The 13,114-nt window shown below is 33.6% G+C and carries 14 protein-coding genes; 11 read left to right on the top strand and 3 right to left on the bottom strand.

Annotated features, from left to right (window positions below; all coding sequences use genetic code 11):
• Positions 1 to 74: 74 nt before the first annotated feature.
• Complete coding sequence (locus E0F98_RS05090; protein WP_132109533.1) at positions 75 to 2,342, bottom strand: M1 family metallopeptidase; 2,268 nt, start codon at positions 2,340 to 2,342, stop codon at positions 75 to 77.
• Between the two features lie 171 nt (positions 2,343 to 2,513).
• On the opposite strand from E0F98_RS05090, the gene E0F98_RS05085 reads away from it, so the two are divergent.
• The 3 genes from E0F98_RS05085 (at position 2,514) to E0F98_RS05075 (ending at position 4,599) form a co-directional block, all read left to right on the top strand.
• Entirely contained in the window at positions 2,514 to 3,365 is an 852-nt protein-coding gene (locus tag E0F98_RS05085) for an aldose 1-epimerase family protein (RefSeq protein ID WP_132109532.1), read from the top strand.
• A 12-nt stretch (positions 3,366 to 3,377) separates the two neighbouring features.
• Positions 3,378 to 3,929: a GNAT family N-acetyltransferase gene (locus E0F98_RS05080; RefSeq protein ID WP_132109531.1), complete on the top strand. Its 552-nt coding sequence runs from the start codon at positions 3,378 to 3,380 to the stop codon at positions 3,927 to 3,929.
• A gap of 118 nt (positions 3,930 to 4,047) precedes the next feature.
• Entirely contained in the window at positions 4,048 to 4,599 is a 552-nt protein-coding gene (locus E0F98_RS05075) for a DUF3575 domain-containing protein (RefSeq protein ID WP_132109530.1), read from the top strand.
• A gap of 2 nt (positions 4,600 to 4,601) precedes the next feature.
• Here the strand turns inward: E0F98_RS05075 and E0F98_RS05070 are convergent, their stop codons facing one another.
• Complete coding sequence (locus E0F98_RS05070; protein WP_132109529.1) at positions 4,602 to 4,832, bottom strand: VF530 family protein; 231 nt, start codon at positions 4,830 to 4,832, stop codon at positions 4,602 to 4,604.
• 70 nt (positions 4,833 to 4,902) lie between these two features.
• Between E0F98_RS05070 and smpB the strand changes: the two genes are divergently transcribed.
• A complete protein-coding gene (gene smpB / locus E0F98_RS05065; RefSeq protein ID WP_132109528.1) occupies positions 4,903 to 5,355 on the top strand; it encodes an SsrA-binding protein SmpB in 453 nt (150 codons plus the stop codon).
• Between the two features lie 86 nt (positions 5,356 to 5,441).
• Positions 5,442 to 6,491 carry a Fic family protein gene (locus tag E0F98_RS05060; protein ID WP_132109527.1) on the top strand — a complete coding sequence of 350 codons (1,050 nt, stop codon included), beginning with the start codon at positions 5,442 to 5,444 and terminating at the stop codon, positions 6,489 to 6,491.
• 27 nt (positions 6,492 to 6,518) lie between these two features.
• Here E0F98_RS05060 and E0F98_RS05055 read toward each other — a convergent pair whose 3' ends face one another.
• Positions 6,519 to 7,160, bottom strand: coding sequence for a protein-L-isoaspartate(D-aspartate) O-methyltransferase (locus E0F98_RS05055; RefSeq protein WP_132109526.1), 642 nt, complete (start codon positions 7,158 to 7,160; stop codon positions 6,519 to 6,521).
• Positions 7,161 to 7,314: 154 nt separating this feature from the next.
• Between E0F98_RS05055 and E0F98_RS05050 the strand changes: the two genes are divergently transcribed.
• The 6 genes from E0F98_RS05050 (at position 7,315) to E0F98_RS05025 (ending at position 13,022) form a co-directional block, all read left to right on the top strand.
• Complete coding sequence (locus E0F98_RS05050) at positions 7,315 to 8,280, top strand: Gfo/Idh/MocA family protein (RefSeq protein WP_132109525.1); 966 nt, start codon at positions 7,315 to 7,317, stop codon at positions 8,278 to 8,280.
• Between the two features lie 58 nt (positions 8,281 to 8,338).
• On the top strand, positions 8,339 to 9,226 hold the full coding sequence (locus tag E0F98_RS05045) for a 3-hydroxyacyl-CoA dehydrogenase family protein (protein WP_132109524.1): 888 nt from the start codon (positions 8,339 to 8,341) through the stop codon (positions 9,224 to 9,226).
• 326 nt (positions 9,227 to 9,552) lie between these two features.
• Positions 9,553 to 10,212 (top strand): YggS family pyridoxal phosphate-dependent enzyme, encoded by a 660-nt coding sequence (locus E0F98_RS05040; protein WP_132109523.1) that lies wholly within the window; start codon positions 9,553 to 9,555, stop codon positions 10,210 to 10,212.
• A gap of 77 nt (positions 10,213 to 10,289) precedes the next feature.
• Positions 10,290 to 10,658, top strand: coding sequence for a four helix bundle protein (locus E0F98_RS05035; RefSeq protein ID WP_132109522.1), 369 nt, complete (start codon positions 10,290 to 10,292; stop codon positions 10,656 to 10,658).
• Positions 10,659 to 10,795: 137 nt separating this feature from the next.
• Positions 10,796 to 12,157 (top strand): exonuclease domain-containing protein, encoded by a 1,362-nt coding sequence (locus E0F98_RS05030; RefSeq protein WP_132109521.1) that lies wholly within the window; start codon positions 10,796 to 10,798, stop codon positions 12,155 to 12,157.
• 28 nt (positions 12,158 to 12,185) lie between these two features.
• Complete coding sequence (locus E0F98_RS05025; protein WP_132109520.1) at positions 12,186 to 13,022, top strand: ion transporter; 837 nt, start codon at positions 12,186 to 12,188, stop codon at positions 13,020 to 13,022.
• The last annotated feature ends 92 nt before the right edge of the window (positions 13,023 to 13,114 follow it).

Below are 13,114 nucleotides of genomic sequence, written 5' to 3'. Positions count from 1 at the left end.
AAAACAAAATATTTTGTATAAAAAAACACCAGCAAATTGCTGGTGTTTTTCGTTTGTAATTGTTTTATAAAATATTATTTATCTTTCGTAAACGGTATTTTTTGAGTGTCACCAATAATCATTTCAAAACCAGTTTGACTCTCATTAAATTGGAATTTCAATCCTGCTCTTTTAGATTCAAATAGGTTCTTCCCTATTGGTTCTACAGAAAACGATGGATAATCAGTAATCAGCACATTTAGCACACCATTTTTCTCTGAAAATGCAATTTTTATTGGCGCTTGAGCATTCGAGTAGCTACCTAAGTAACCATCTAAAATTAAATCTTTTTCAACAGTACCTTTATCAGAAGTCCACACATTATTTTCTGAATTACTATCTGGGAAAACATGCTCTGGATCTAAAGTAATACTTTCAATTTCCTCTGTAGAATTATGCTTAAACGACCATTCCTTGTTTTTTTGCCAAATCTCAACAGGAAGTTTTATTCTTTCGACCTTACCGCTTTTTGTTTTTACATCTAAGATTATAGGCATAGGCATTTTTTCGAAATTTTCAACGGTAATGATAACTCCTTGTTTAGGATCATTTTTTACATATTTGATTCCATTAATACCTTGGTCAAAACGCCAGTTGTACTGAAACCAACCTCGCCAAAACCAACTTAAATCTTCACCTGCAACATTCTCCATCGTTCTAAAGAAATCATCTGGAGTAGGGTGTTTATAAGCCCAACGTTCGATATAAGTACGTAAAGCCAAATCAAAACGTTCTTTTCCTAAAATTTGCTCGCGCAAAATTGTTAATCCTGTACTAGGTTTATAATACAGTAAAAGACCAATATTAGCTTCCTTCATATTATCAGGAGAACTCATCACCGCTTCTAAATGTGGACTTGTAAACATTTCCGCATTTTGATGTAAATTCATCGCTTCCTCTTTGTACTCACCATTATTAAATTCAGCTGTACTCAATGAATTTAGAAAGGTATTGAAACCTTCATCCATCCAACCAAATAAACGCTCATTTGAACCTACAATCATTGGAAACCAAATATGACCAAATTCATGATCAGTAACTCCCCATAAATCAGCTCCTTTAGATTCCCAGCTACAGAAAACGATTCCTGGATATTCCATTCCACCTTCATTTCCTGCCACATTTGTAGCTACTGGATAAGGATATTCTAACCATTTTTTAGAATAATGTTCGATAGAATATTTAGTATATTCACTAGAACGTCCCCAAGCCTCGTTACCTGCACTTTCAACCGGATAAGCCGATAATGCTAATGATTTTTTTCCGCTTGGAAGGTTAATTTTAGCACCATCTAAAATAAATGCCGCTGAAGAAGCCCAAGATAAATCTCTAGCATTTTTAAATTTATAATGCCATGTTTTAGTAGCTGTAGAAGTGTTTTTTGCTAATGCAGTTACTTCTTCTTCGGTACGAATTACAACCGTATTGTCACTTAGTTTCGCTTTAGCTAATCTATTTTGCTCAACAGTACTATAAACTGCTGCAGGATTCACTAACTCACCTGAAGAAACCACAATGTGATTTGCTGGTGCAGTAATCTTAATGTCAAAATCACCATATTCTAAATAAAATTCAGATGCTCCTAAATAAGGATGCGTATTCCAACCTCTTACATCGTCATAAACACACATGCGCGGATACCACTGTGCAATGGTGAAAATTTTTCCGTTTTTAGTTTCCAAAACTCCAGTTCTGTCTGAACCTTCCATTGGAGAAATATAAGAGAAATCAATTTTAATTTTTACGACTCCGCCTTTTGCCTTCAAAACCTGCGGAAGAAAAACCTGCATTCTAGTATCGCTAATCATATATTTAGCGTCAACTTCGGTAGTTTTCCCTTTGATAGTACTAACAATTTTTACCGATTTGATTTTATGACCTCCGTCAAAAACCTCACCTTGACCTCCATTGCGACTACCCGTTAATGGAACAACAGCATTACCACGTGAATCTTCTTTAAATAGATTTTGGTCTAAGTTCATCCATACAAAAGACATCGTATCAGGACTATTGTTAGTATAGGTAATTAAATCAGTACCTATAATTTCGTTGTTATTCTCATTCAATTTTGCCGTTAATTGATAATCGACTCTGTTTTGCCAATATTCTGCACCTGGCTGACCACTTGCCGATCTTGTACTGGTTCCATTCTTTGTGTAAAAAAATGGCGCAAAAGCATCATGGTAATTGTAATTTGACTCTAACGTACTTACCTTATTTACAGGAGCTTGTTGCGCATAAAGGGAAGTAATCCCCAATAATAAAACCATTTGAAGCATGGTTTTAAACCTAATATTTTTCATGTTTTTCGTTGTTTGTAAGCAAATTAAGTAAAAATAATTGTACTGGTATAGTTAATTCGATCCTTTAATGAAAAATTAAGAAATTATTTATGGTAGTTTTCCTTATTAATTATGAAAATTAAGAAATATCTTTACAATCCTAATTAATTAATCCTAAATACAGCTTTCATTTTGATAACAACAATAACAAATTCAAATTTAACTGCAGCAATTAAACACCTTGGAGCAGAATTATGTTCTTTAAAAAGTAAGCTAAATGTCGAATATATCTGGGAAGGCAATGCTGATTTTTGGGGCAAACACTCTCCTGTTTTATTTCCAATAGTAGGAACTTTAAAAAATAATAGCTACCAATATAATGGTGCAGAATATCAATTATCACGACATGGTTTTGCCAGAGATATGGTATTCGAATTAATCGAAAAAAATGAAAATAGCGCCACTTTTACAATAAAATCATCTGAAGAAACCATAAAAAAATATCCATTTGATTTCGAGCTGCAGATCATTTATACTCTTGACGGCGATAGCTTGACTATTGCTTATAAGGTCCTAAACAAGAGCAACACACAAATGCCTTTTTCGCTAGGAGCACATCCAGCTTTTGCTCTAGCAGGCAATTTTGAAGACTATAATTTACAATTTGAAAAAGACGAAGTTTTAGAATACAGCCTCTTGCAAAATGATTTGATTTCGAATGAAACTAAAATACTTGCTAAGACCAATAATTTGGTTCCGCTAAAACATGAATTATTTAAGGACGATGCTTTGATTTTTAAAACATTGCAATCCCACTTTTTAACAATCTCGAAGAATCAAACACCATTCCTTCGAATTCATTATGCTTCTTTTCCACATCTTGGAATTTGGACAAAAATGAATGCGCCGTTTCTTTGTATTGAACCTTGGTTTGGATATTCTGATTCAATTGATAATAATGGAAATATGATGGACAAAGAAGGCATTCAAATCTTAGATCCAGACCAGACTTTTAATGCCGAATTTAGTATCGAAATCCTTTAAGCCACAAAATAAATGTTAACTATAAACTTCTCTCCATTTCCAAATCTAGAAACTGAACGTCTGTCTTTGAGACGTGTTAATAAAAATGATGCAAGCGCTATTCTCGAATTACGTTCAAGCCCTGAATCCATGAAATACATTCCAAGACCTTTGCTTAAAACTACTGAGGATGCTCTGGAACACATTGCAATGATAGATGATAAAATCGATAATAACGAAGGTATAAACTGGGCTATAACACTTAAAAATGATTCGGAATTAATCGGTCTAATCGGATTTTACAGAATAAGACCAGAACATTATCGTGCTGAAATAGGTTATATGCTTCTGCCTGACTTTAGCGGAAAAGGAATCATTTCAGAGGCCGTAAATGAATTAATGAACTATGGTTTTAAGACAATGCAATTGCACTCTGTTGAAGGAGTTATTGACCCAAATAATCTAGCTTCGGAGAAGGTTTTGCAAAAAAATGGATTCATAAAAGAAGCCCATTTAAGAGAGAATGAATATTTTGAAGGCCGGTTTTGGGATAGTGTAATTTATTCGAAATTAAATCAGTTATAACATACTAATTAATTCATTTTTTATAATATTTAGATTACATATTCTTGCGCTTTTACTTTATATTTGCAACTAATGCTGAAAATAGTAAATCTATTCATTGTTCAGTCAATTTAACCTTATGAAAAAACTACTTTTTTTTATTGTTCTTTTAATTTCATTTCAATTACAAAGTCAGACCTACGTTAAAGTTAATGCTTTAACCACTTTGTTATCTATTCCTAATGTAGGTATCGAAACCAGTATAGGTGAAAAATCAACTTTCCACTTTGATATTTTGGGTTCTCCTTGGAAATCAGTTAATGGAAAACCGAGACAATTTTATACTATTACACCAGAATATAGATATCATTTTAAAGAAAAATTCAATGGTTTTTATCTTGGAGCTCACATTGGTGCTAGCCTGTATAAATTCCAAAAATGGAATTATTTAAACACTGATTATTCTGAACATGGCTTGGGGTATTTTGTGGGCGGTACCATTGGTTATCAAACTAAAATAAATGATAAATTCATGCTGGACTGCTTTTTAGGCGGTGGTTCTCATCAAGGCTTTTACAAAGGTTATCTTATAAGCACCGGAGAACGATACGATAATGCTACAAATTACAATAAAAGCGGTGAATGGATTCCTTACAGAGGAGGAGTTATGATTTCGTATCGAATAAATTAACGCTATTTATCAAATTTAGACAGAGATTGAATATAGAGTTCTTCGACTTCTTTCCTTGCCCAATCTGTCTTTCTTAAAAAAGTAAGGCTTGATTTTACACTTGGATTGTCATTAAAACATTTAATTTTCACCAACTCACCCAAAGTATCAAATCCGTAATGATCTACTAGTTTTTCCAAGATTGATTTTAGCGTTATTCCGTGAAGCGGATTTTTTGATTGTTGCTTTTCCATAGTGCAAATTTAAATCAATTTTATAAAAAATAGTGTCGATTCATTGATTTGTTCCTACATTTGTAGTCCTATGCTAAAAAAAGTCAACATACTTAATAAAAGAGCCCGATACGATTATGAAATAATCGAAAAATTCACTGCAGGAATTGTTTTGGCGGGTACTGAAATCAAATCCATCCGTTTAGGAAAGGCCAATATCACTGAGAGTTTTTGTGAATTCAGTGGCACAGAACTCTTTGCCATCAACACCTATATCGAAGAATATACCTTTGGAAATCAATTCAATCACAAAGCACGTAGCGAGCGAAAATTGTTACTAAATAAAAGAGAATTAAAAAGTTTAGCCCGAAGTGTTCAAGCCAAAGGTTTAACTATAGTCCCTTTAAAATTGTTTACTAACGAGAAAGGAATGGCCAAACTTGAAATAGGGCTTTGTCGAGGTAAGAAGACCTATGACAAAAGAGAATCATTAAAAGAAGCAGATACTAAGCGTGATTTAGCGCGTATCAAGAAAGAGTTTTAATAACGAAAGGGTAAATGCGATTACCCTTTTTTAACGTTTACTTTGATGACTAAATTTGTCAAGACTATTTATAATCTGGTTTAAAAATGAAAACATTACTCAAAGAAGCTCGTGAGCTTAAAAACTTTAAAACAAGAGAAGTAGCTCAACTTTTAGGGATTGACCAAGCACTTATCAGTAAATTTGAGAGCGGAACTCGAAAACCAACCAAAGATCAAGTTTCAAAATTAGCTGCACTTTTAGATATTGATTATGAAACAATTATAATTTCTTGGTTGAAAGAAAAAATAATCCATGAAATAGGTAATGATGAATTTGCTTTAAAAGCTTTACGTGCTGCCGAAGAAGAAATTAGATTAAATTCAAGCTCGACAGCTAAAAAAGTATCAACAGTACTCCAACAACTTTTAGATGAAATTGATTCTTTTAAAGCAAAACTGAATCTTTCGAAGCAAATTAAAAATAATAGCTTCACCGAGGCTTTAGAAATAGAATACACCTACAATACTAATTCACTCGAAGGAAACACACTCTCGCTTAACGAAACTGAGCTGGTTGTTAATGAAGGCCAAACTATTTCTGGCAAGAGCATGCGCGAGCATCTGGAAGCAATTAACCATCAAGAAGCGATTGCATTTATTAAAAATAAGGTTGAAAGCAATACAATTTTTACTGAAAAAGAACTGCTATCCATTCATGCTATTATTTTAAGAGGAATACTTCCTAAAGAAGCAGGTCATTACCGCGCTGTGTCGATCACAATTAAGGATCGAAGTTTTACTCCTTGTGAACCAGCATCGATTCCGCGAGAATTAGAAGCGCTTTTCAATTGGTACGAAATGAATAAAAATCTAATACATCCCATAATATTGGCTGCCACAATAAAACAGCGCATACTTACAATTCACCCATTTATAAATGGAAACGGAAAGGTATCTCGGCTAATTATGAATTTTGTTCTACTGCAGCATGGTTACCTAATTGCAAACATTAAAGCTGAAAATGAAAGCCGCAACAGGTATTTTCAATCCTTAAAAGAATCGATTTCTAAAGAAAATAATGATGCTTTCACGTTATATCTAGCTCAAATAGAGAAAGAAAGTTTAGAAAATAACATTAGAACTATTAGCCAATAAAAAAGCCTCTTTGAACGAGGCTTTAATTTAATTTTTATCTTCTAATAAGGGAACAAATTTAAATTCGCCCAGTTCATGCTTCTCAAATTGCGTTTCATTTACCCGAATTAGCAAGGTCATAATTTGTACGGTATCTCCTAACGGAATCACAAGCCTACCTCCTACTTTTAATTGCGCCATTAGCGGCTGCGGAATAAAAGGAGCTCCTGCGGTAACAATAATACTGTCAAAGGGAGCATAACCTGGTAAGCCTTTATATCCGTCACCAAAGGAAAGATGTTTTGGACGAATTCCTAATTTGGGTAACAAAGTAGAAGTCTGTTTAAACAATTCATTTTGTCGTTCCACACTGAACACCTTTGCTCCCATCAAACATAAAACTGCCGTTTGATATCCAGAGCCAGTTCCTATTTCTAATACTTTGTGCTCTTTTTTAATTTCTAACAGTTGAGATTGAAAAGCAACCGTGTAAGGCTGCGAAATAGTTTGACCAGCACCAATAGGGAAAGCCTTGTCCTGATAGGCATAATCTTCAAAACTGGAATTCAAAAACAAGTGTCTCGGTATCTTTTTAATCGCATCCAACACATTCACATCGGTAATCCCTTTTTCCCTTAAAACGCTTACTAATTGATTCCGAAGTCCTTGATGTTTGGCTGTATCTTTCAAAGTTTATTATTTTATTTCAGCAAAAATAGAAGTAAAAATACCAATAAACAAGTCCTAAATTCGTGATCAAATTATTACTAGTTTAATTGCAATTTGCTATTTTAAAAAATGGATTTTTAATTTTAATTGCTATTTTTGTAGAAACAACATTATTATGCTGAAAATTGGAGTATTAGGTGCTGGACACCTAGGAAAAATACATTTACGTTTATTACAACAGTCTGAAAAATATGAATTAGTTGGATTTTACGATCCAAATCAAGAGAATGCCGAGAAAATTTCCAAAGAATTTGGGTACAAACATTTTAGTACAATTGCGACTCTTATTCATGCAGTTGACGTAATAGACATTGTTACTCCAACCCTTTCCCATTATAAATGTGCCAAAGTTGCCATCAAATCTGGTAAACACGTTTTTATAGAAAAACCCATTTCAAATACGATTGAAGAAGCAGAAGAAATTATTGCTTTGGCAAATGAATATAATGTTAAGGGACAAGTGGGACATGTGGAACGTTTCAATCCCGCATTTATCGCCACTAAAAATATGATTGATAAACCTATGTTTATTGAAACGCATCGTTTGGCTGAGTTCAATCCTCGTGGTACAGACGTTCCTGTAGTTTTGGATTTAATGATCCATGATATCGATGTGATTTTAAGCGTAGTACAATCTAAAGTAAAAAAGATAAGTGCTAGTGGAGTCTCGGTAATTAGCGATACACCCGATATTGCAAATGCCCGAATCGAATTTGAAAATGGATGCGTTGCTAATTTAACTGCCAGTAGAATTTCGATGAAAAACATGCGAAAAACACGTTTCTTTCAAAAAGATGCCTACATATCTGTCGATTTTCTAGAGAAAAAATGCGAAGTGGTAAGAATGAAAGATGCACCAGAAACTCCAGGTGATTTTGATATGATTTTGCAAAATGCCGAAGGAGTAAAAAAACAAATCTATTTTTCGAATCCTGATGTGGAACAAAACAATGCCATTCTTGAGGAACTAGAAACATTTGCAGATGCAATAAATAATAATACTGCACCTATTGTCACTTTAGATCAAGCTACAGAAGCTTTGCGAGTTGCGCATCAAATTATCGATTGTTTCAAGAAATAGAACAGCCTTTCAAATTTAAAAGTTAAACGAGAAAACTTTAGAATTAAATATACAATAAATGAAAATAATAGCAGTAATCGGTGCAGGAACAATGGGAAATGGAATTGCCCATACATTTGCCCAAAGTGGTTTTACAGTAAAATTAATTGATTTATCTGAAAAATCTTTAGATAAAGGAATGGCGACAATTGCTGCCAATTTAGATAGAATGATTTCAAAAGGAGTCATTACCCAAGAAGACAAAGTAAAAACGATCACAAATATAATTACCTACACTGATATTAAAGACGGAGTTGTAGGTGTGGATTTAGTGGTAGAAGCTGCAACGGAGAATGTAGAATTAAAGCTAAATATTTTCAAACAATTGAATGAGGCTTGTTCTCACAATACGATATTAGCAACAAATACATCTTCGATTTCTATAACTCAAATTGGAGCGGTAGTTTCACATCCCGAACGCGTTATTGGTATGCACTTTATGAATCCAGTGCCTATCATGAAATTAGTCGAAATCATCCGTGGATACAACACCAGTGATGAAGTGACGAAAACTATTATGACGCTTTCAGAAAAATTAGGAAAGACACCAGTCGAAGTCAATGATTACCCTGGTTTTGTTGCTAATAGAATTTTGATGCCAATGATCAATGAAGCTATCGAAACATTATACAATAAAGTAGCTGGTGTATATGAGATTGACACGGTAATGAAACTAGGAATGGGCCATCCTATGGGACCATTGCAATTAGCTGATTTCATAGGTCTTGATGTGTGTCTTGCCATTCTAAACGTAATGTATGACGGATTCAAAAACCCAAAATACGCTCCTTGCCCACTACTAGTTAATATGGTTCGCGCCGGAAAATTAGGAGTGAAATCTGGTGAAGGATTCTACGATTATTCAGAGAGCAAAAAAGCAGAGAAAATCTCTAAACAGTTTGCGTAAAGTAAAAGTTGGTAGTCGTAGTTTCTATTGAATAGTGCGACTACCAACTTAAAACAATAAATAATTTCCAGAATTATTCCTTTTAGAGCGGAGTATTCTATCAATGATAACACTTTTCACAAAGTTGTTACTTTCGAATTGAAAAAAATCATTTCTATAGTTCGATATATTCTTTTAACTACTAACAGTTACAATATTATAGCTTAGGTGAATATTGTTCAAATTATACCCAAAAAAAAGACTTGTTTTAAGTCTAAATCTAATAACGCATAATCATCTATGAACTTTATTTCGATAAAAAGAGTTTATATATAAAAACCCTCTCTATGTCAATAGCTGAAAATTTACTTTCGATAAAAAATACCTTAGCAGAGCAGCTAACGCTGGTTGCTGTTTCAAAAACTAAACCTATTCCAGATTTAATGGAAGCTTATGATGCGGGTCAACGTATTTTTGGTGAAAACAAAATTCAGGAGATGACTGAAAAATGGGAACAAATGCCAAAAGATATTCAATGGCACATGATAGGTCATGTTCAGACAAATAAGGTTAAATTTATGGCTGAATTTGTCAGCTTGATTCATGGAGTAGACAGTTTTAAATTACTCAATGAAATTAATAAGCAAGCTTTAAAAAACAATAGAATTATTGATTGCTTACTACAAATGCATATTGCGGAGGAAGAAACAAAATTTGGTCTCGATGAAGACGAACTACATGCTATTCTCGCTTCACCTGAATTTGCGGAAATGAAAAACATACGAATCACAGGATTAATGGGAATGGCCACATTTACAGAGAACCAAGATCAAATAAAAAAGGAGTTTTTGTATTTGAAATCAATTTTTGATAAATTACAATCGCATCATTCTGAAAACTGTCAATTTAGTACGCTCTCCATGGGAATGTCTGGCGATTATAAGCTGGCTATCGAATGCGGAAGCACGATGATTCGCATAGGAAGTAGTATATTTGGGGGGAGATGAAATAGCAATGGCAATTTCAATGGCAATGGTAATGGAAATGGCTATGACAATTGAAATTCAAAAAAATATAATTAACAATGGAAGTTGACGAACCTAATTTTGATAAAATATATAATTTTGAAGATCGTTTGGTTCGATTTGCTGGCGAATGTATTTTCTTTGTTAGAAAATTAGAAAAATCATACGAAATCGAATATTATAAAAACCAACTTATAAGATCTTCAGGAAGTGCTGCATTAAATTATGGAGAAGCTCAAGGCATGCTAACTAGCAAAGATTTTGTTTTTAAAGCCTCATTAACGGTAAAGGAATTGAAAGAATCTCGAAATTCTTTAAAAGTTCTTGATTATATAAAAGCAGGCGATTCAGAAGAAAAGAAGTGGCTTTTGACCGAAGTTGAAGAACTCATCGCAATCACTTCAAAAATGATTAATAATAAAAAATAATTCGATCGTAATGTCAATGTTTTTTCAATAACAATTACAATAGCAATCACAATTTTTAATCCTTAGGAATTGGTATTGATTTATAAAATTGAGTTTGATATTGACATTGATTTTTGAAATTGAAATTGATATTGACAATGTACGCAATACTAGACATAGAAACCACCGGAGGACAATTCAATGAAGAAGGAATTACTGAAATCGCCATATACAAATATGATGGTCATGAAATAGTAGATCAATTCATAAGTTTAGTCAACCCTGAGATTCCAATTCAACCCTTTGTAGTAAAATTAACTGGGATTAATAACGCCATGTTACAGTCGGCTCCCAAGTTTTTTGAAGTTGCAAAACGAATCATCGAAATGACAAATGATTGCGTACTTGTAGCACACAATGCCGATTTCGATTACCGAATATTACGAACAGAGTTTCGTCGCTTAGGCTATGATTTTAATTTAAGAACACTTTGTACCGTTGAATTATCTAAAAGATTACTACCAGAACAACCTTCTCATAGCTTAGGAAAACTTGTAAGAGCCTTAGGAATTCCAATGGCTGATAGACATCGAGCCAGTGGCGATGCTTTGGCTACAGTAAAATTATTCAAAATGTTATTGGATAAAGATCTTGAAAAAGAAATCGTCAAAGACTTCATTAGATTAAAAATCGAGAAAGGAATCGCTCCTAAATTAGTTGATATTTTAAGTGGCTTGCCTAATGCTACGGGAGTTTATTATATCCATAATGAAAAAGGTGATCTTATTTATATAGGGAAGAGTAAAAACATCAAGAAACGAGTAAACCAGCATTTCACAGGAATTACTAATAGTGCTAAAAAAATCCAACTGGAAGTCTTCACTGTAACTTATGAAGAAACAGGGAGCGAGCTTATTGCACTATTGAAGGAAAGTGAAGAGATCAAGAAAAACAAACCAAAATATAACCGAGCGCAACGAAAAAGTATTTTTCAATGGGCATTGTATCCTGAAATGGACGAAAACGGCTATTTAAACTTAAAGATACAAAAAGCTGACGGTAGAAAAAAAGAAATCACTTCGTTCACCAGCTTACAAGAAGGTAAAAATATTTTATTCAGAATCACTGAGGAATTTAATTTATGTCAAAAATATACTGGATTATATCAGACAAAAGCAGCTTGTTTTCAATATAAAATAAAAGAATGTGATGGCGCATGTGTGGGCACCATCTCGACAGTAGAATACAATTCAAGAGTAACAGCACTCATTGCTAAAAATAGTTTTGAACACACAAACATGATTATCGTTGAAAAAGGGCGAACTGTCAATGAACGCAGTGCCGTTTTAGTCGAAAACGGTATTTACAAAGGCTATGTTTTTTACGATTTAAATTATCAGATCAATAATATCGAAATCCTGAAAAACATTATCGTTCCAATGCAAAATAATCGAGATACACGTACAATTATTCAGGGGCATATTAGAAAAAACAAAGGATTTAAAATCATTAATTTCTAAAATTCAATTCCAAATACTACGCTTTCTTATGCCTGATATAAAATCAAAATACGAACGTTTTAGACAAAAAGTTAATATCATAATCCATGGTACTGGAACAAAAGCGGGTCGGTTATTCGATTTAATTCTGCTAGGTCTTATTGTACTGAGTGTCCTTTTAGTGATGATGGAAACCGTTAGTGGATTTGACACCAAGTACCATCGTACCTTAGTATTACTTGAATGGATTATCACTGGATTATTTACGCTGGAATACCTGCTTAGAATCATTTCGATTAATAAGCCTTGGAAATACATATTTAGCTTTTACGGTATTATCGATTTACTTGCAATTCTCCCTATGTATCTCTCGTTTTTCGTTGTGGGAACAAGTGTTCTCACTGTCATTCGTTCTTTACGTTTATTGCGATTATTCAAAATATTAAACCATCCAAAGTTTATAACTCAATCCACACAACTCAACCAAGCTGTTAAAGCCAGTAGAGGGAAAATAATCGTTTTTATCTACTTTGTTCTTATCAGCACCATATTAATTGGCTCAATAATGTTCCTTGTAGAAGGTCGAGAAAATGGATTTACTAGTATTCCTGTTAGTATCTATTGGACAATCGTGACCTTAACCACCGTTGGATATGGAGATATTTCCCCTGCTACACCATTAGGGCAATTTATCGCCTCTCTAGTAATGATTTTAGGTTACGGAATCATTGCCGTACCAACTGGAATTGTAACTGCCGAGATAGCGAAAAGTGCGCAGAACCTTGCTTTAAAGCCAAAAAAACCATGCAGCGCTTGCGGTAACGAAGATCATCCTGAGGATGCTAATTATTGCCCTCATTGCGGACATTCCTTTACCACTGACTAATTTATGAAGCTATTTCCAGCTATTCACTACAACTCCTCCGCCTGGAAATTGTATTTCTAAGACATAAAAGGAGCTTCTTAAGGCGCTCTTTT

The sequence above is a fragment of the Flavobacterium hiemivividum genome, assembly GCF_004349145.1.
GTDB lineage: Bacteria > Bacteroidota > Bacteroidia > Flavobacteriales > Flavobacteriaceae > Flavobacterium > Flavobacterium hiemivividum.
This window is presented reverse-complemented; position numbering and strand designations above follow the sequence as displayed.